We start from the raw sequence: 19,872 nt of genomic DNA, 5'->3' as shown, positions 1-19,872 counted from the left end.
CCAGCAAATTAAAGTGGTTAGAACCTATAATACATAGAGGAAAGAATTCAGCGGAACATTTGAAACAGTGGTCAACCGTAATGGATAAATATGCAGAAAAAGGAATAACACCAACAGTCAAAAGAAAATGTTGATACAGATATAGTGCTTAACAAATTTAGATTAAGTCAAACAAAAGCTGGAACATATTATTTTTCTGAGGGAGCAGATGGTAATATTTCATATAAATAACGGTAAATATAAGGAAAAAACTACCGGAGATTTAGTTAGTAGAAAAATAGAGTAAGTATGAATTATTTTGAAGAAATAAAAAAAGAGCTTTTAAAGTTTAAAAATTTAGGACTAGAAACATCTGAAAATGGGACATTACTAATAGGTAGAACGCCACATATAGCTGAGTTGGCATGGTTAAATGAAATATATCCAGTGTTAAATTTAGAAGATATCGTAAAGTTTGAAGAAGAATTTAAAATTAAAATACCAGATGTGTACAAGTTTTTTTTATTAAATTATAGTAATGGTTTAAATGTGTTTGTTTCAACTTTGTCACTTTTTGGTATAAGAAAAAAGTTAGGTAGATCAATAGAAGATAGTCGTCAACCTTTCGATTTAAAGACATCAAATGTCTATGAAAGACCAAATAACTCTCAAGAAAGTTTTTTCTTCATAGGAAGTTATAATTGGGATGGTTCAAGGTTATATATTGATACATCAACAAATAAGGTCCATTATTGTGATAGATATAGTGCAATTTCACTTGTGGAATGGGACTCATTTGAAATTATGCTGCGTTTTGAAATTAGAAGAATTATAAAATTATTTGATAATGATGGGGTTGAAATTGAAGAAGATATAGATACAACTCCTCGTTCTTTAAAAAGTTCATAAAAAAGCCTGAAATGACAGGAGATCTCAACAATATTATATAACTCAGAAAAATTTGGGGAGGACTTAAAAAGACACGCATTTTATTATTTTGACATGTTAAGCAAAACAAGCAATGATTATATAAGTAGTTTACTTAAAATGAATTTATTTGAATAATAAAAACCTGCTATAGTATATCCACGTGATACTATCACGAAAAGTACCGGATGGGTATTGGTCCCCGTGCTGACGCCAACATCTTGCTGGTAAGATAAAGGCATAAAATTGATTGTCATTTATTATATAATTTGAAAAAAATGAATTTTAATATATACAAATGTTGGTTTAAGGGAGATACTTATATAAAAGTAACGTCTGATCAATTTATTGAGCACGAATTAGAACAAAATAGTAGAAAAAAAAGTGATTTAGAAATACATTTACAGAAAGATGATCCAAAGGGTTTTAACGATTATTTAGCAGAATTATATGATCCTAATAAACATTTAGAAGTTTTTTATGAGACAATATCCTATGATGGAACATTAAAAGAAGATATATCTGTTTTTAATCATAAAATTGCGCATTTAAATTTTTATAATGTGTCTTTTATGGATGCAAAACTTGATGCGGTCTATTTTTCTAATCTGTATTTAGTTAAAGAATTGTATATAAATGGTACGTCGAAAGGGAATATAGATTTTTTAAAATTTATTAATTTAGAAGCTGTTTCTATTCTAAAATGGAATGAAAAAATAAAGCTAGTAAATAGTAGTTCTAGTTTAAAATCATTAATTGTTTGGTATTATAATTCAAAAAGCAAATCTTTAAATGATTTATTAGGAGAACTAAAGAGTATTGAATATTTAGAACTTAACTTAACGAATATTGAAAGTTTGGATGGAATAGAAAAGCTGCAAAACCTTAAAATTATTAAAATTAATTATGGAAGGAATCTGAAATCCGTAATAGCTCTAAATTGCAATAAGAAGTTAGAATTAATTTATTTAAACAATTGTAAAAAAATGGAAGACTTTGATTCTTTGGATGAAAGAGAAGGATTAAAAATTCAAAACTTAAAATTACCAGGATAAAAATTGATTACATATTATATTCATGATATATACTTACTATTTGTCCAAAAACGGTTAATATGCTTAGAGTAGAGCGAAATCTAAATAATGAAAAATAAACTATTCTGCAGAAGCAAGATTCTTTATATATTATTGAACGTTATTTTTTTGGGATGTTCAAAGAATAATAATTCGTTTTATGATAAAGTAGTATACTATCATAGTAATTTTTATATGTTGCCTGGACCACCCGATAATAGTGAAAAATTTGAGATTTATTATTCTGACTTTGTAGAAAAAAAAACTAAAACTCATTATAAAGACCTATCTCAATTTGGATTTATAAAAAGTGAAATTAACAATAATTTTTCTGACAAGATAGATGCCTTTTTTACAGATCAAAACCCTGGGAGATATTATCCAAATTATAAATGTTTAAATTGTTACCAAGATGTTTTACTTTTTTATAAAAATAACCAATTAATTGGTATCGCTAAGTTTGACTTTAAATGTGATAAATATTGTTATACCAACTTTGAGGCAAATAAAGAAAGATATTTAAAGAAAGATTGTCTACAGTATAAGTATCTCTTTAAAGAATAAGGTTTTTCAGGATGTAATACTAACATTTTAGAAACAACAATTATATCCCTGATTATTAATCAACAAAATAAAGAAGTATCTAATAGATCCGAGTTTGTATCGGATTAACTAATATTTAAAAAAGTCTTAAATGATATTGCGTACAAAAGAAACATTCCGGAAAGTTTTTCTTCAAAGAATTCATGTGGTTGTTATTTCATTTCTTTTTTTATTCCTATCATGTAAAAATAAAGATGAAGAAATTGGAAAACCTGACCCTTATATATTAACAGAAAATCATATTTCAGAAGATTGTGGTGCTTATCAAATGCGTTTTAAGGATGGAAAATACATTTTTAATTTTGCACTATCAGGAACTTGTAAAAAAATAAAATCCGAAGACTATATAAAAGAATATTCTAGATATTTAAATTTTTATAATGATAGTTTAGTAAATAGAAGAGGATATATCTTACTTCAATATTATGGGATTAATATTAATATAAAATATTTTCACGAATCTATAATAAACATCACAAAAAGAAATTTCAAAACTCATGTTTCTTTAGTAGAATCTGATGATAAGCATTTTACAATTAAAGTTGGGGATATACCTCTATAAAACTAAATCATTCTTTAAATAATTAATTATGAAAAAAACAATATTACTCATAACTATACTTTTATTCGCAACAACCGGACATGCTAAATTCATTAAAGCTGTTTTATACATGGAAGACGGATCAACCAAGATAGGACTTGCTGAAATGGTAGAAAGTGATGATTCTAAAGTCTATTTCAAAACGGATGAAGAAACCAAAAAAGAAAAAATTGAAAGTGTCAACATCAAAAAAATCGAATATGCAGATTCTGAAAGCAAAAAATATATTGCGGAACGACTATACGCCACAACAGCTAATATACTAACAGGCAAATTTTCGAGATCCAAGAAAAAACTTTGGTTTTACATCGTTTATGATAAAAATGTAAAAATAGGTGCGATTGGCTCGGATGGCAGTAATCGTCGAAATGCAGCAGGTACTAGTACTGTAGTTACTTTTGCGAATACAGCTTATTATTTTGGTAAAAAAAATAGTGAAGAATTAGTATTTGGTTATGCTACAACAGGATCAAATGGTTTCGCAATAGGAACAGATTCACTTATTAGAAAAATGTCAAGAGAAGCTTTTGCAGATTGTCCAAAACTTATTGATGCAATTTCGAAAGAAGATTTTAAATCCGGATCTGTCATGGATCAATTAAAAACTATTTTTGAGAAAACAAAATGCAAATAAATTTATAATTTACGATGAAAAAGGTTGCTGATTTATACTTAAAAATAGTTAAATCGGAATAGAAATACCGAAGTTCCCCCAAAGAATGAATGATATAAAAAAATGAATTACAATATAGATATTTTAAAAGAAGACACTTTAAAGCTAATCGAAAAATACAAAAGTACTTATTTGGAGAGAGCGTTATATTCATTTCTTCTAAGTCCGATTAATATGAATAATATTAATGACGATATATTAAAGCGATTAGATTATTTAGATATTTTTTATGATGATAACAATCTCTCTTATAATTACACTCCAACCGACGGTACAAATGGAGAGCCTGAAATACTGGAAAAATTAATGGAGGCCGAAATTGAAATTGAGAATTCATCAAAAGAAAGGTTCTGGTCGTTTGAAGAGAACAATTTGTATAAAGAAATTTCTAATTTTAATTGTTTTGAGGATAAAATCGTAAAAGAAGAAGATGTTTATAAAGTATGCTTAAATGATCCATTCTACAATATAGAAGGTTGGATAAATTATTATAATCATTTGTTGGAAACAAAATTCGAAAGTTTCGAGAAGATATTACAGAATGGAAAAACTCAAATAAGATACAAGCATTTTCAAAAAGACTATTTCATAGGTTTTGAGGTTAATTATAGCAAAACGATTAAAGAAATGAAGCATGGTGATTGGGAGACACCCTCTTTTAATTTGATTGTATTTAAACTTAACGAAAAATTTAAATTAAAAGGAAAAAGTAATTTGGGCATATTTGGACATCCTTACTTTCATCAACCAGCGTATAATTTTGGAGGTTACTTTGCTATAAAAACAGTTAATCGAGTTTCGCCTATGGAATGGGTCATTGATCGAGGAACAGATAAAGAATTTATAGGAAATGGGATGATTAGATTATATAATTCAGAAAAATTTGGGGAGGACTTAAAAAGACACGCATTTTATTATTTTGATATGTTAAGTAAGACAAGCAATGATTATATAGATAGTTTACTTAAAATGAATTTATTTGAATAGTAAAACGTGATATAGTGTATCCACGTTATGCTATCACTAGGAATATCGGATGGGTATTGTCCCATTTCTGGCGCCAACATAAAGACCATAAATTTATTTTTGTAAGTAAAAACTAGGTAAGGTTCTTAATGTATTAGTGAAAATATTAGAACAGTAATGAAAATAGAAAACGTAGAAAAGGCACTATCAATTTTTGAAGAAGTTTCCATTAAACAATCGGAAGCAATAGAGACAGGAGATTATAAAACAGGAAATAAATTTTATGCTAAAATTGTATTAGCTGCAAATTTTTTAAAAGATGAAAATGCAATCAACAAATTAGAAAATTTTTTGTTGCATGAATCAATTGGTGTTCGCTTATGGTCCGCTAGTTACTTATTGTCGTATAATGAAAAAGACGCCATAAAAGTATTGGAAAGTATTGAAAAAACATCAGGAATACATTCACTTACTGCAGAAACTACATTGAGTGAATGGCGAAAAGGAAATTTAAATTTATAACTTTTAAGGGGAATATCCTGTGAATTATTAAAAATCTGTAGATAGAAAACCAAGAAACTACTGGAAGAACGGAGTGTTCAATGCAACCGGATGATGTGCTAGACCGCCATTACAATTTGGTTCACCTGTTGAACTTACAACACTAAAAGCATGAGAAGATTTTACTGGAAGTGGGTCGCACGAGAATAATCTTTTTATTTCCACCCAAGGAATTCAGACTTAACTTCTTAAATGACTGGGAAAATGGAGGAATTACAATACAATCAATTTATTATAAATAAAACGTGTGTTACGGAAATCCGTAATAATATTTTTGGAAAGTTTAATATATTTGAAATATGAATGATAGATATCAAGATATAATCGACCAGGAACAAGCCAAATTAAATTTAAAATTAGCTAAAATTAATCGTAGCTATAAACGTACTATGTTTACTATCTACGCAACTTTTTTAATTGTTTTAATTTGTTTGATTAGTTTTTTTTACCCCAGTTTTATATTAATATCGTAGAAAATATTAACACTCCATTTTTTTGATTTAAAGTTTTGCCATCAGAAGTTATTATTTATAGTGCTAATCAAAGTAATAGTCTCACTTAAATTATTTACCGATATGTAATCTAAAATAAAATCGTCTGCTTCTTTTTTGTTTTCAGCAGAAGTGGAAAAAGAGTTAAGATAAAAATTTTCATTTTCATCCTCAATGTGAATAATTTCGGTAAATCCTTTAGTAATTAAACTACCTTTTAATTTTAATACTTTAAACTCACTATTTCTGTCTATTTCCTTTTTCACTCGGAGTTTTATAGTTTTAGTCATTTTATTATTTTTATTTTTTTGTAAAGTTATAAAGTAAAAAATTAATATTTAAATAGCTATATTTCATTTTTATAACTAATAAGTGCGAAAATCAGAATTGAGAAGATGTTTTAAATTTCATTAAATTATATTTTTATGGTTTCATCATTTTTTATACTGCCCAAATTTTTAGTGTTTTGAAATGGTGTCTGGTTCGCAACCTTTCAATTTTCGGCTTTAGCAAAAAAATGAAAGAAACTATTTTAATAACTTTTTCATTTTTCCAAATTATCCTTCAGAATGAAAAAAATTAAAAAACTCAATTGTGAAAAGATAATATACATTTTCACTTTAATCTCTTTTATATTATTGGTAGTTTTCTTTATTAATAATTATAAGAAGACTGTCATACTAGAAAAAGAGCGTATTAGAATAAATAGAGAAATCTATCTAAAACAAGTGATTTCAAAAAAGAAAGAGCAAGATTTTATTGAAGAAGAGCAAGAAAAAAAATTTATAGAAAAAAACAAAAATGTACGGAAGTAAGATAATTAAAAACTGATTATGAACATTAATGAAGCCATGAACATCGTTAAAATTTTTAAAAACGAAAGTGTCAAAGAAACCCTTAATGGTTTACAAAAATTAGAAAAGACAATTTCTATTTCTAATTTCGAAACCATTTATTTGGCAGCCAAAATAATTAAAGAAGCTTCATCACAAATTGATGAAATAGTTCATGCATCGGGTATCATGATAGCAAAAGAAGTTTGGCTAAATGAAGATGAGAAAGTAGAATATTTGTCACTTGGTGCTGGAAATCATAAAGAACGTTTTGATATGGAAACCAATTTGAGAATCGCTGAATTCAAATTTGGTAAATGGAATGAAAAAAGTGCAAATGGTATAAGACGTCGAGGTTATTTTGGTAATTATGTTAGTCTTTTAGCGGCAAATGATCCTCGCATTAAATATTTTGTTGTTGAAGACAAAATAGCATTCATAAAGTTTATGAGTGGAAAAGCAACGTGGAGAAACGTATTGAATAAAAATCCATCAGGTTTTAAAAAGCTGGAAAAATTTATAATTGAGAATAAAAAAGAATATTTAGTTACAGTTGGTGAAATTTACAGGGAATTTGGGGAATGGGTAACTGTAATTGATTACAATCAGATAATAGAAAAGATAAATTAATGTCAAATTTTAAAATACTTCAGAGATTCTAGAAGTTTTGAACTTTACAATACTTAAAAAATATTTCAATCGATTCTTAGAATTTCAAAACAAGAATAATTTTACCGTAAAATAAATTATTTCCATTTTACGTTTCGAACAGCTTTTTATAAATCGTGATAACTACTTAATTGGTACTTTTTTCCAAACATAAAAGCCCTTAAAAAGATGTTCAATATGTTCAAACTCAATAAATGCAATCAGTTCATTTTTACACTTCCCTTTAAATCCCCTGAGACACTGAAAATCTTTAAGGGGGATATCTGCAAGTTCTCCTATCGTACTAATACCTAAAGATTCAATTATATTATACATTCTCTTGCTAAAAGGAAAATGGCTCTCATACAGCAATTTATTTAGGTCAGTTTCAGGATTAGTTCTTCTTCTTTTAATTCGCCCTGTTTCGTATTCAAAGTCATCTTTTAACTGCTCTAATTTCAGCTTGTAGTAGTCAATATCAGCAAGCATTTCAGCGAGACTCTTTACTTTTTCAAATGTCCTTTCGTGTAGTCTACGGACGCTCTCGGCATTGATTCCGTAATTGTCACCAACTTCCTTAAGAGTCTTTTTTTCTATCAAAAGTTTCTGGAGTATATCATATTCTTTTTCAGAAAGTACCTTTCTGGACATTTCAATGTAAAATCTATTAGTACGGTCTATCAGTGTATTAGTTAACATCTTTCATAAGTTGTAATTAAGTGTCGTCGCAAAATATATATAGTTAGCACATTATATTTGCAAGTATTACTTCTGGATTATTGTAAATTTCAGTTTTCTGCTAAATAGCTTAAAGCAGTTTTACTTATTTTCTCACTGAAATAATAGCTTCCTTCATAAAGCTTGATTACAGCTGTTTTAAGTTTTTCAGGAGCAGAACCTTTCAGTACATAACCTCTGACGCCAAGACCTAGCATTTCCTCAATACTTCTCTTGTTGTCAAGACTGCTGAAGACCAATATCTTGATCTCTGGATACCTTTGTGCCAATTCCCTTGCTGTCTGATACCCATCCATAACAGGCATATTAATATCAAGGATACAAATGTCCGGCAGTATTTCGTTAATCATCAGACTGTCGATTGCCAACTGACCGTTAGCAGCCTGTAAGACAACTTTAAAATTACGGTGTTCCAAAAAATTTTGGAGGGATATTCGAAGTCCTTCATGGTCATCAACTAAGCCAATCGTAATCTGATTCTCTTTTTCCATTGTTCTTATTTAATTTTAAACAAATTATAGAAAATAACGACCGATAATTTGTTGTCATAGGACTTTCCTCCTACATGTAGTGATTAAAAGCTTTATTAAAACTTCATAGTAAAAATAAAAGAGCTTTAAAAATTACTTTTCCGATAACTGTAAATATGTCCTTGCCCCGTTAATGAACATTACGCGCTGTTATATAAAAAAAAACATGGCGCAGACCACTACACTTATCGGAACTGAGGCACTGGTATACCCGACCACGAATAAGCGAGCGCCCACGCCAATGGCATGAGCGTCCTTACTTATTTGTCTCGCGGTCTTTAAAAATTACCAGTTTTCAGTTACCGAGTCCTAAGCAAAAATACTATATGAGTTTTCTATATTTTGCGCAAATATACTAACGTTTATGCTGTAATCCAATGTTTATATTGCAGAATCAGAGGACAAAATACAAATAAAAACAACCAGAAAAGGATCTCACAGTTGTACTTAAAATGCTAAATTTAAAATTATATTTTGCGATCGTTACTTATTATAGTCATTGTACTTCTTTTTTATTCTATTAGAGTTATAAGTCGCTTTTCAAATTCTATTGACAACTGAACTTACCAAGTTGATCAAAGTAGAATGAAAATCAAAATGTTTTGCGTAGAGAAAAGTCTATATTGTAACTTTATCGTTTTCTTTATAAATATTCTCAGTTAGTAGTTTATTAATGTACGATGTAATTAATTTGAACGTACCGATCCGTATGTTATTGAAACCATCAGAATATGTATTACTAAAAATATTTATATATATAATTCATTAATATTTAATGATTAATTATTTCTAAGTTCAATTTTTATATTAATTCATATAAAATCTTATGTTACAAACTTTATCTTTCTCTACTTTTTAATGGTCGATTATAAATATTGTCAAAAGCAAGTTCTGCCTGTTCTCTAATCATTTTTGAGCTATCTTTCATTTTATGGACAATTATTTTCCAAGAGTAATCAGAATATGGCTGTTGATTAATATTTATTCCCTCAACCCCATCTTCAATTTTTAAGCAAACGGTATATTTCGTTTTGTGTTTAGAAGAATTTTTATTGTAATCTAGATTGAATAGATGACTCATAATTCTGTCCTTCACAAAATATGAATGTCCACGGTAGATAGCCTTAAAGTCATCAATTTCAAATAAACAATTATTGTTTTCAAATTTTAAATCCGTCATTAAAATATAAAATCCTGGGCCATAATAAATTTCTTGAAGTTCATGCAGATGTTTAATATCAAGAACTTGAAAAGAATTTGAATGGCTTGTATAATCACATTCTTTTAGATATTCAATTATTTTAGTGCGAATTCTTTGTTCTTCTTCTTGAATTCTAATTTTACTTTCTTTAATAATTTTTATCATTGCAATCGTTTATTATTTTTAAATTTATTGCAGCTCTACTCAGACTGGTTCTTTAAATATTCGTTTAGATTAACTATAATTTCTTTCTTCTTAAAGTCTTCTTTTATTATCAAGAATAGTTTGTCTGGGTTAGCTGTAATAAAATTTTCTGCTCGATATATGTTTGAAGATTTAAACATATATTAGGCAACGTTTTCCCGCTCCTAGACTTTTGAAAGTTAAGAAAACAAGTCTTTTCGGCTAAACAAACAAACCACAAAAAACGATAATTCCACTAAATTTTACAAATGTCTTGAAAAGTGTGTTGGCAGATGCCTTTTTTTAGTTATATATCTCTTGTGATATTAACTCCGACAAATAGAAGTCCTATTGTTTTTATAAATAAGTCTGCATCTGTGTAAAAACATAAAGTATCGTCATAATCGTGTAATACTCTATTTCTTAAAGCGTGTATTCCTAACAGGATATGTGCTTTAAAAGTGTCTGGAGCTAATGTATTATTCATTAAGTTGCCTATAAAAACAGGGAATTGGGTATTAAAATGATTGTCATCAAGAAGTTGTTCAGTTGCATATAAAGCTGTATATCCACCAATAGAATTTCCTAAAATTGTTGAAACATTTATATTAATAGTACTAAGAGTTGGAGGTGACAACATTCGACCAATTTGTCTATCCTTTCTTCTAGGAATTGTTGTTGTTACTTGGCTGTAGTCTTTTATTATTGATTCATTTAATATACAAAGACTATTTATAATTTCTTGAGCAAACATTTTATTAATCTGTAACGAGTTATTATGTGATTGTATTAAACTAGAGACTTGAACATTTCTCAAACCACTTGAAAGTAAACTTATTGCATCTGTTCCTGTTAGTGTTGATATTAAATTTTTTAGGTCGCTATTTATTAGTGTTGGATATTTTGAAAAACAATTTGAAATAAATAAATTATTGGAATATGCAATATTTATTGGCCTTATTATTGTCTGTTCTGGTAGTTTGTTAATCAAACTAGATATAGAATTCTTAATACCGGTTTTTCTGTGCTTTTCTTCATTTGCCAATTCCCAACTTGCCATTGCTTCAACAGCATTATTTGCTGAAATTTGTAACAGAGTTCTAAGGATATATAGATTTTCCTTGTCTACTAAATTTGCATTGTTCAGTTCATAATTTTTTATTACATCTAAATAACAATTAGTCATTTCATAATGCATTGCAATAAATTGATACAATGGCGTTTCCGCATAGAAGTTATACAAACTATCATAAATTAAAGAATCTTTAATCCCATTTTTTAAGTTTTCTTCAAGTTCATCTAATAGACGATGTTTGGAAATGTCATAGAGTTCTCTCAGTCCTTTGGTAGGTTCATTTAAGTAGGAAAGGTATATTTTAGAATTATAGGACATAACATCTTTAAAGAAAATAACTGCTATTTTTCTTTTGAGGTTAAACCAATATTTATTTAATTTCATTATTTTTTCGTTATTTTTTAGGGTTGCTGCAAACGTTGTGGTTCTTTGAGATGCTTTGTAGTTCGTAACCTTTCAATTTTCTGCTTAGCAGAAAAGTTGATGTGAAACGATAATTCCGCTAGCTAGCAAAGTAGTCTTTTTTAGTATTCTTTTACTACTTCTGTTTTGTGAATCTTGTAATCAATACTTTCGGATTTTATAACTTCACCTTCGTATTTAAGAAAACTATATTTTGTTTTTGTAATTACTGGATTTCCTATCAATATTTTTTCTTGCTTTTCTATTGTTCCCCCGTTTATTAATTTAACAAAATATTTTTCACTACAACCAAGACAGATGCTTTTAGTCGGCTCTAATTCAAAATCCTCATATTCAACTTTAGAGTTATTAATTTTTTTTTGAATAGTTACTTTATAAGCTTTAGTTTCAGAATTATTTTTTAAGATTAAAGTTTTCGTTTTTTCTAAATTCTTTACATTTTCTTTTTTAGCAATTGGATATTTTTTGAGTATTTTATCGTGGTATTTAGAAGTTTCAATATCTCCAAATCTATTACCGCCATCAATTCCGTCAGCTTTTGAGTAATGATTGTTAATTCCAAAACAAGTTAATTCCTGTCTACAAGAAAAATTATCTTTCGATTCGATGATTTTCACATCATTACAAGAGATTAAGATGAATAAGAATGGTAATGAAAATATCTTTCTCATTTTTTGCGATTGTGATTTAAGATTACTGCTCCCTTTTATATAAAAGACATGTAATGGACTAATTACATCAGAATTATGCTGGATTTGGGACATAAATAAGATTATATATTTAAAATTTTGGTATTAAATTATATTAAAAAACTAAAACTCCAATTCATATCCCATTCTACTTGCTAAATTTTTACAAATGGAATATGGAAATTTATTTATAGATGAGAAAAATGCTATTTTTTTAAGGTTCTCTTTTTGAGTTTTCAAATCAGAGTCACATAATTTAGCCAAATCACTTTTGCTGAAATTGACACCTTTTTCCAATCTATTTAAATATTTATTTAGATCATTATTCAAGTCCAGATATTCATCATCATTTAAAAAGAACTTTTCAAAAATTTCTATATATTCTTCTATAGTAATCTTTCTGTCTTTTCTAATAAATCTATCCTCAAAACAAATTTTAAGCCATTTTGTTAAGGTTCTCTTATTGCAATCGAATTCTTTAGCAATAGTCTCTTTAGTTACATAAATTATTCCTTTTGCCAGATTTTTGCTTTCTTCTCTGTTTTTACCATCAAAATTAATGTCAAATAGAGTTTCAAAATTATACTCTGCGAAAGGTTTCTGAATCGCAAACATCTTTTTTAAACCCTCATAATCAGTAATTAAATTAACTAACTCATCTCTGTTCTCTTGTAGTCTAGAAGTCGCTTTAATTAATTCTGTAATATTATTAAATTGTAATATTTCTTCTATTTTCAACCAAAAATCTAAATTAGTTTCAATTTTCAAAATTTCAAAAATTTCTTCATCAGTATTTGATTGTTCTTTTAATTTATCTAAGCGAGATAATAATTCTTTTTCACCTCCATAAAACATCACGAAAAAATTATTAGTCAATTCCTCTTCTTTCTCAAAAGACAATCTCTTATAATTTTCTAAAAATTTATCTAACATACAAATGGTCGTAACTCAGCAGAGGATTACTAGCTAAACTAGTAAATTATATTAAAGCTTAATGATAAAAGCCTAAATAAATATTTTTGAACTTATTTTATATTAATCATGATTAAATTCCCAATCATCGCCAAAATTATCATCATCCCAATCAGAATCATCATTTTTCTTAGCATTTACTTTTGTATTACTCTTTAAATGGGATTTAAGATATTCAGTATTATTAGGATTTAATTGATTCGATCTGTTATCTACTGATTTTTGCTTTGTTGAACTTACTGTAATTTTTTTTGCAATTATTTTACCGATAGCAATTTGATTTTTTTTTGACATTTTTTATATAATTATAAAGTTAATATTTCAAAAATAAGACAAAGAAAAAATGTCAATCCAAATTATGCACGATAACTAATTATCTCTACGTCTTGTAGTCTTTACAGAAATTAATAAAATAGTTATTGAAAATGAATAGACTCTTTAATTTTTTCTTTTCTTTTTTGTTATCGGGAAGATCTAAAACTTAAAAACAATAGGCTTAACACCTTCTATTTATTGAGTTTATCGGTTCAAATTATGCATATTAAAATTAAGAAAGCAAATTAGTTTTGATTATAGGTGTTAAAGAACGAAACATCCTAAATTCACTATTAGTTTTGTTAATTGACCGTATTCCTTTTTAGTATGTTCATTTGAAATATTTATAGTATTTTCACAATTTTATAATAATAGCATATGAAATTAAAAGTAATTATTGTTGACGATGAAACCAACGCTCGAAGTGTTATAAGAAGATTGTGTATCGAACACAGTGAGCGAATTGAAATAGTTGAGGAATGTAATGCTGTCAAAAGTGCTGTAGCTGCCATTAGAAAACACAATCCCGATATCGTTTTTTTGGATGTTGATATGAAACCGGAAAATGGTTTTGAATTGTTCAATTATTTTGACACTATTAAATTTGAAGTGATTTTTACAACAGCCCATCAAAAATATGCTATACAGGCCATTCGCAGCAGTGCATTGGATTTTTTATTGAAACCAATTAGTCGAGAGGATTTTGCTATTTCCATTTCCCGCTTTGAAGTTAATAAATTAAAAAAACTTAGTTTTGATCGTTTTAAGTTATTGATTGAGAATATAAATAATCAATTTACAGATAAACATAAAATTGCTTTTCCGTCGAAAAACGGTTTTGATATTGTACAAGCTAATAGTATTGTGTACTGTAAGGCAGATGGAGAAAATACTATTGTAAGTACAATTGAAAGAGATTATTACTCAACTAAATCTTTAAAAGAAAACTTTGAGTCTTTGCAAAATCTTTCATTCATAAAAGTACATCGAAGTTTTGTGGTTAATGCAAATTATATTATTAGTTATAAAGCCAACAGCTCTCAATTAGAATTGATCACAGGCGATATGATACCTTCATCTAAAGGAATTATGAATAAAAAGGAACTTATAGATGCTATTACGAAATAAGTTCTTTTATTTTTCATTTCTTTATTTTTTACATTTTTCTGTTTTTTCCCAATATTTCCCTTCAAAAAATTATTCTACCGCAGAGGGGCTCCCAAATAATGCAGTTCGTGCTTTATTCATAGATTCTAAAAATGTTTTATGGATTGGAACGGAGAATGGTGTTTCACGTTTGGAAAATGGTTCTTTTTCTAATCTTGATCAATCCGATGGTCTGGGACATAATAGCTGCTGGGATATTACAGAAGATCCTAATGGAAATATGTGGTTTGCCAGTTATGGTGGGGGGTGACAAAATTTGATGGAGAAAAATTTACTGTTTTTACTTCAAAAAATGGTTTATTAGCCGATAAAGTTCGAAAAGTATTTTCTTTTAAAAATAAAATTTATGTAGGTACAGAACAAGGAGTTTCTATAATTGATATTAAAACAAACCAGTTAACTTCACCAAACGTTCCTTCTCATGAAGAAGATTTTATATGTATTTCCTTTTTCAAATATAAAGAAGAAGTTTATTTTACTTCTATTTTTAAAGGGCTGTATAAAATTGATCAATCTGGAAGAATACCTAAAATTTCACCTGTCGTTTTACATAAAAATTCATATAGTTTAGGTTTATTTAATAACATACTTTACAGTGGTAATGAAGGTTTTATTGATCAATACGACATTGAGAAAATTAAAGAAGGAAATTTAACTTCAGTTAAATTTGGAAAATCATTTGTTTGGGAATTTGCCAGAGATAAAAGAAATTCAATTTTTGCAGCAGCCTGGGGTGTTTATAATACAGATGGTGGACTATTCAAAATTGAAAACAATCAAATGACAGATGTATCTGATTTCTATGGCATTGACTCAAAAGTACTTTTGAATGTAGTTTATGATAATGTTAAAGATGTTTTGTATGTAGGATCAAATGACAAAGGGATTTATGAAGTAAGACTTAATAAAATGATTGATTTTAATAAATTTGATGAAAAGAAAATAATTGGATTTGAAAGTATTGATAATCAAAAGGTGATTTTACACAATGAAGGAGTTACTTTTTTAAACTTAAATAATTCAATTTTAAAAACTATTCCACTCATTGCTTTTAAAGATTTTGAAATGAAATTTTTAAGAGAGCATAAAAATAATAAAACTATTCAAAGTGTTGAATCCAGAGATTTTAGATTGAATTTTGATATTCCGGCAAAGGGAATTGAATTTTATGAAATGATTCGTCACAAGAATTCATTTTGGATAGGAAGTAATATCGGAATTTTTGAGATTAATGCTCTGGGAAATATTTTAAATTATATACCCAAGCACAGCTTAAAAATAGGTTTTGCTTATAATGATAAATTTATTGAAACCATAACTTATGCAGGAACTAGGGTTTATGATAATGTATATAAAATTAAAAATAATCATTATTCTAAATTCGAATCTAATACCCCTCAGTATATTGTCAAGATTCTAAATCACAATAATAAAACCTATCTTATATCTGTTTTTAATGGACTTTATGTATATAAAAACGACAAATTCCAATCGTATTTATTTGACGGAATTTGGAAAGAGAAAAAATTCAAGCATATTACCGTAAATAATAAAGGACAGATTGTTCTGGCAGCAGAATTTGGAAATGTATTTATTGTTGATGATTCAAAATCATTTAAAGTTGTAAAAACGATTTCTAAAAATGAACTTATCGGCAATACAATTCTTTTTCTAGAATCTTATAAGGACTTTCTATTAATTGGTACCGAAAAAGGAATCAATATTTACACAAATGGAATAGTTCGTCTTCTGGATCAGGAACAAGGACTGAAAGATTGTGTCATAACTACCTCAAAAATTTTCAAAAATGAGTTGTGGCTGGGGACCAATAAAGGATATTATAAAATCAATTTAAAGCAGCTTTTACAAAAACAAATTAAGGTTAAATCTATTGCGATCAGTAAGATTTTAATAAATAATATGCCTTTAGATTCTTCACATAAAAATTGGTTTCAATACAACTTAAAGAAATTAAAATGCGATTATAAGCATAACTCTTTTTTAATTGATTTTTTACCAAAAGGACACGCTTTTCCAAAGAAATTAAAATTTAGATACCGACTTAATTCTAAAAACAGATGGAGTCCTTATAGCGATAAAACTACTGTGTTTTTGCCTTATTTGCCATTTGGAAACTACAATCTCCAAATTGAAGTCCTGGATATGAATGCTGGAAATTCAAGCATCTTTAATGTACTTGAAATTGATATAGCACCACCATTTTGGTTTACTTGGTGGTTTATTACTCTTGTTACAATCTTGGCCGCTGGCCTTATATCTTTTTGGCTTTTGCATAATAAAAAGAAAGCTAAGGAAAAAGAAATAATACAAAGAAGAATAGCCGAAACCAAACTGGAAGCATTATTGAGTCAGATGAATCCACACTTTATGTTTAACGCTATGAATAATATACAAGGTTATATTATGAATAATGATGTTGAGAATTCATTGAATTATATTCAGGCATTCGCCAGGCTAATGCGAAAAACATTGGAAAACTCTTCCCAGCAAAAAATTACTTTGGAAGAGGAAATCGAATATTTGAAATTGTATATAACTATTGAAAATATGCGATTTGATAATAGAATACATTTTGAATTTAAAATTGATCCCGAAGTTGATCCCTATTTCTATGAAATTCCCACAATGTTGCTGCAGCCTTTTGTAGAAAATGTTTTTGTTCATGCATTTGATTACACCCACAAAAATCCGAAATTAATTATTTCTTTTTCAATATTGAATGAACATATTTTGGAATGTAAAATAATTGACAACGGTGTAGGATGCAGGGATAAAGAAATTATAAAAACTCATAATTCTAAAGGAATTAACCTGGCAAAGGAACGCTTGATGTTATTAAAAGGATCATTCGAAAATAAGATTGATGTTCAACACATAGAAAAAAGTGGAACCACAGTTACCATCCATTTAAAAGTGTAATCCTTTTTTGAGATTAAAAACAGTGCCCTTACCTTAAACTGGTAAGGGCATTATTTGTTTATGGGTAAAAAAGAGGGGATTCATAAGGTGAAAAGATGCTTTCACTGGCAAAGTCATTAAAAGTAATTTTAAATTTTACTTTTGAAAAAAATACAATATAAGCCTTTTAGTTACATTACAAAAAGTTTAAAAGAAGCATAAAAATAAAAAACAAAACATGGATTTATTGACAATTGTTAATGCAGTCTCTCCTTCTTTTGATTCAATTAAGACCGAAATTGCAGAATTAAAAAAGAGTAACCCAAATAAATCAAAAGATGAACTAGCTGATTTATTTGGAAACAGACTCCGCAAAAAATATACTTCAGTGGGTATTGCGAGCGCTTTACCTAGTGTAATTCCAGGTATTGGAACTGGTGTGCAGATTGCAGCTGAGATTACTACAGTTTCCGGAGATTTGGCTTTAATGTTAAGATGGATGGCTTCAAGCTGTTACGGAATAGCCTTAATTTATGATAAAGACATTAATGCAGAATTTAATGTTGAATTCATCAGAATATTGGGGCTTTGGTGTGGAGTCATTCAGTCTGCTAAAGTAATGAGTACTAAAGTGGCAGCAAAAATTGCTGTTGTTCAATTTAACAAAAATGTTTCGGGCAAAGTTTTGCAGAAAATTAATCAAAAAGTAGGAACTACAATTGTGACTAAATACGGTGCTAAAAGAGGTGGTGTTGCTTTAGGAAAGTTAATTCCTTTTGGTGTAGGTGCTATCATTGGTGGAGGATTTAATTTTTATACAATGAATCACTTTAAAAAAGCAGCTATCGATTATTTTAAAGCAGGTGAAGATTCAGAATATGTTATATATGAAGAAATATAATTATTAAAACCGGGTTGAAACTTTCTTGTTTTTAGTCTTTTGTGAACCTTAAACGAATAATAAAAAGTAAAATTTAAAAATGAAAATACTACTAATTTTTATTGCACTGTCATCAATTTCAATTGGAGTTCATGCTCAGGACTTAAAATATGAAACTATTTGGTCAATGTACACTGAAAAGAAATTGACGAAAATGCCCAAGTATATTATTGAAGAAGCTGAATCTTTTTCGATTATAACATGGAAAGATAAAACTAGAAAAATTATTATTTCGACTTCATCTCCAGATGGCGAAGAGAAGATTGTAATGAACGTCAATGAAGTTACTAAAGAAACTGGTAAAACTATTTATAAAGGTACAGGTCCAAATGGTAAGATGATTGTCACAATTGATACCTTAACCAAATGGATAGTTATAACCAATGTATTGCAGGACGGCAGCTCAATGTATGAATACCATAAAGTGTAATGGTAATAAAAGTTAATCAAAAAATTAAAGACAATTGAATTATGATCAAAAAAATAATATTTGGATTATTATTAGTTTTTGCAATATCGCTAAAAGGCCAATCAAAAAAGGCACCGTTATCTTATGAGACTAAAGTAAAAAACTATGTTCTATGGTTTGAATCACTTCCAGATCACAAAAAGAGGGAAGAATCTAGGATACTAGTAATGAAATTAAATAACATGTCGCCTTATGATAGAGGAATGTGGTTAGCTACCTCAGCCAAATATGAAAAAAACAAAGATAAACCACCGGTTAAGGAGGTTCTCATTGATAGTTTAACCAATGAAGGCGTGAAAAAGAAACTATATGCAGAGATCGCCAAAAGTGTTGAAGCAAAAATAGACACAATTAAAATACTGAGCAGCTCAATTGGCAAAGACAGGACGATTGCATCAAATACTAAAATACGAAAAAAAATCGCTGACTGGAAATTTGTAATTGCTGAATCAAGAAGAAAACAGGACAGTATGAGTAAAATACCTAGAGATATCAATGATTATAAAGCATATAACGCACATCAAAGATTAATCGAATCTTTCGCGGAAAGAGCTGAAGAGGGTGAAAGAGAAATTATACTTTTTAGAGATGATCTTATAGTATATAATGAAGATAGTAAATATGGGCCTAATTATTGGAATTCTTATTTAATAGATGAATATGAAGTAGAAGTTTACATATCTGTACCACATAAATTAACAAATGAAGAATTAGACGGCGGGATATCCAGCGGTGTGAAATTTGACAAACATAAAATAAATTACTTTGCTAAATTTGACAGAGGTTTTAAAGACGGGAATAGATGGGATGAATACAGCCACATCTATTTGCAATTATTAAACCAGGATGAGGATTAATTAAAGAAAAAAAGGATATACAATTTTCCAAGAGTCAAT

The 19,872-nt window shown here is 28.2% G+C and carries 23 protein-coding genes; 15 read left to right on the top strand and 8 right to left on the bottom strand.

The window, feature by feature from the left end; translation table 11 throughout:
• Window positions 1-288 precede the first annotated feature (288 nt).
• From B0A67_RS13190 to B0A67_RS13160, 7 genes are all read left to right on the top strand, one after another.
• Window positions 289-888, top strand: a complete 600-nt coding sequence (locus tag B0A67_RS13190) for an SMI1/KNR4 family protein (RefSeq protein WP_072959229.1) — start codon at window positions 289-291, stop codon at window positions 886-888.
• A gap of 296 nt (window positions 889-1,184) precedes the next feature.
• Window positions 1,185-1,961, top strand: coding sequence for a hypothetical protein (locus tag B0A67_RS13185; protein WP_072959226.1), 777 nt, complete (start codon window positions 1,185-1,187; stop codon window positions 1,959-1,961).
• An 87-nt stretch (window positions 1,962-2,048) separates the two neighbouring features.
• A complete protein-coding gene (locus B0A67_RS13180; RefSeq protein WP_123887394.1) occupies window positions 2,049-2,543 on the top strand; it encodes a hypothetical protein in 495 nt (164 codons plus the stop codon).
• A gap of 130 nt (window positions 2,544-2,673) precedes the next feature.
• Entirely contained in the window at window positions 2,674-3,144 is a 471-nt protein-coding gene (locus B0A67_RS13175; protein ID WP_072959219.1) for a hypothetical protein, read from the top strand.
• A 28-nt stretch (window positions 3,145-3,172) separates the two neighbouring features.
• The gene (locus B0A67_RS13170; protein ID WP_123887392.1) at window positions 3,173-3,817 is read left to right on the top strand and encodes a hypothetical protein; all 645 of its coding nucleotides are present in this window, start codon (window positions 3,173-3,175) and stop codon (window positions 3,815-3,817) included.
• A 102-nt stretch (window positions 3,818-3,919) separates the two neighbouring features.
• Complete coding sequence (locus tag B0A67_RS13165; RefSeq protein ID WP_072959213.1) at window positions 3,920-4,843, top strand: hypothetical protein; 924 nt, start codon at window positions 3,920-3,922, stop codon at window positions 4,841-4,843.
• Window positions 4,844-4,999: 156 nt separating this feature from the next.
• On the top strand, window positions 5,000-5,344 hold the full coding sequence (locus B0A67_RS13160; RefSeq protein ID WP_072959210.1) for a DUF2019 domain-containing protein: 345 nt from the start codon (window positions 5,000-5,002) through the stop codon (window positions 5,342-5,344).
• 553 nt (window positions 5,345-5,897) lie between these two features.
• On the opposite strand, the gene B0A67_RS13155 is transcribed toward B0A67_RS13160, so the two are convergent.
• Window positions 5,898-6,164 (bottom strand): hypothetical protein, encoded by a 267-nt coding sequence (locus B0A67_RS13155; RefSeq protein WP_072959207.1) that lies wholly within the window; start codon window positions 6,162-6,164, stop codon window positions 5,898-5,900.
• A 279-nt stretch (window positions 6,165-6,443) separates the two neighbouring features.
• Here B0A67_RS13155 and B0A67_RS13150 point away from each other — a divergent pair, with 279 nt between their 5' ends.
• Both B0A67_RS13150 and B0A67_RS13145 read left to right on the top strand, forming a co-directional pair.
• Window positions 6,444-6,689, top strand: coding sequence for a hypothetical protein (locus tag B0A67_RS13150; RefSeq protein WP_072959203.1), 246 nt, complete (start codon window positions 6,444-6,446; stop codon window positions 6,687-6,689).
• 18 nt (window positions 6,690-6,707) lie between these two features.
• Entirely contained in the window at window positions 6,708-7,337 is a 630-nt protein-coding gene (locus tag B0A67_RS13145; RefSeq protein WP_072959200.1) for a hypothetical protein, read from the top strand.
• A 162-nt stretch (window positions 7,338-7,499) separates the two neighbouring features.
• Here the strand turns inward: B0A67_RS13145 and B0A67_RS13140 are convergent, their stop codons facing one another.
• The 7 genes from B0A67_RS13140 to B0A67_RS13110 form a co-directional block, all read right to left on the bottom strand.
• A complete protein-coding gene (locus B0A67_RS13140) occupies window positions 7,500-8,006 on the bottom strand; it encodes a sigma factor-like helix-turn-helix DNA-binding protein (RefSeq protein ID WP_207557336.1) in 507 nt (168 codons plus the stop codon).
• A gap of 137 nt (window positions 8,007-8,143) precedes the next feature.
• Complete coding sequence (locus B0A67_RS13135) at window positions 8,144-8,584, bottom strand: response regulator (RefSeq protein ID WP_072959196.1); 441 nt, start codon at window positions 8,582-8,584, stop codon at window positions 8,144-8,146.
• An 877-nt stretch (window positions 8,585-9,461) separates the two neighbouring features.
• A complete protein-coding gene (locus B0A67_RS13130; protein WP_072959193.1) occupies window positions 9,462-9,989 on the bottom strand; it encodes a hypothetical protein in 528 nt (175 codons plus the stop codon).
• Window positions 9,990-10,314: 325 nt separating this feature from the next.
• On the bottom strand, window positions 10,315-11,466 hold the full coding sequence (locus B0A67_RS13125) for a hypothetical protein (RefSeq protein WP_072959189.1): 1,152 nt from the start codon (window positions 11,464-11,466) through the stop codon (window positions 10,315-10,317).
• 140 nt (window positions 11,467-11,606) lie between these two features.
• Window positions 11,607-12,176, bottom strand: coding sequence for a hypothetical protein (locus tag B0A67_RS13120; protein ID WP_123887389.1), 570 nt, complete (start codon window positions 12,174-12,176; stop codon window positions 11,607-11,609).
• Between the two features lie 141 nt (window positions 12,177-12,317).
• A complete protein-coding gene (locus B0A67_RS13115; RefSeq protein WP_072959183.1) occupies window positions 12,318-13,127 on the bottom strand; it encodes a hypothetical protein in 810 nt (269 codons plus the stop codon).
• 102 nt (window positions 13,128-13,229) lie between these two features.
• Window positions 13,230-13,460, bottom strand: a complete 231-nt coding sequence (locus B0A67_RS13110; RefSeq protein WP_072959180.1) for a hypothetical protein — start codon at window positions 13,458-13,460, stop codon at window positions 13,230-13,232.
• Between the two features lie 399 nt (window positions 13,461-13,859).
• Between B0A67_RS13110 and B0A67_RS13105 the strand changes: the two genes are divergently transcribed.
• From B0A67_RS13105 to B0A67_RS13080, 6 genes are all read left to right on the top strand, one after another.
• Complete coding sequence (locus B0A67_RS13105; protein WP_072959177.1) at window positions 13,860-14,609, top strand: LytR/AlgR family response regulator transcription factor; 750 nt, start codon at window positions 13,860-13,862, stop codon at window positions 14,607-14,609.
• Window positions 14,593-14,898 (top strand): two-component regulator propeller domain-containing protein, encoded by a 306-nt coding sequence (locus B0A67_RS13100; RefSeq protein ID WP_089069540.1) that lies wholly within the window; start codon window positions 14,593-14,595, stop codon window positions 14,896-14,898. Before B0A67_RS13105 ends, B0A67_RS13100 begins: the two co-directional genes overlap by 17 nt.
• On the top strand, window positions 14,895-17,588 hold the full coding sequence (locus tag B0A67_RS13095; RefSeq protein ID WP_089069539.1) for a sensor histidine kinase: 2,694 nt from the start codon (window positions 14,895-14,897) through the stop codon (window positions 17,586-17,588). Before B0A67_RS13100 ends, B0A67_RS13095 begins: the two co-directional genes overlap by 4 nt.
• Window positions 17,589-17,805: 217 nt before the next feature.
• Window positions 17,806-18,468, top strand: a complete 663-nt coding sequence (locus tag B0A67_RS13090; protein ID WP_072959175.1) for a hypothetical protein — start codon at window positions 17,806-17,808, stop codon at window positions 18,466-18,468.
• Between the two features lie 79 nt (window positions 18,469-18,547).
• Complete coding sequence (locus B0A67_RS13085; RefSeq protein WP_072959173.1) at window positions 18,548-18,937, top strand: hypothetical protein; 390 nt, start codon at window positions 18,548-18,550, stop codon at window positions 18,935-18,937.
• A gap of 41 nt (window positions 18,938-18,978) precedes the next feature.
• Complete coding sequence (locus tag B0A67_RS13080) at window positions 18,979-19,833, top strand: hypothetical protein (protein WP_072959170.1); 855 nt, start codon at window positions 18,979-18,981, stop codon at window positions 19,831-19,833.
• The last annotated feature ends 39 nt before the right edge of the window (window positions 19,834-19,872 follow it).

Source organism: Flavobacterium aquidurense, from assembly GCF_002217195.1.
Classification (GTDB): Bacteria; Bacteroidota; Bacteroidia; order Flavobacteriales; family Flavobacteriaceae; genus Flavobacterium; species Flavobacterium frigidimaris.
This window is presented reverse-complemented; position numbering and strand designations above follow the sequence as displayed.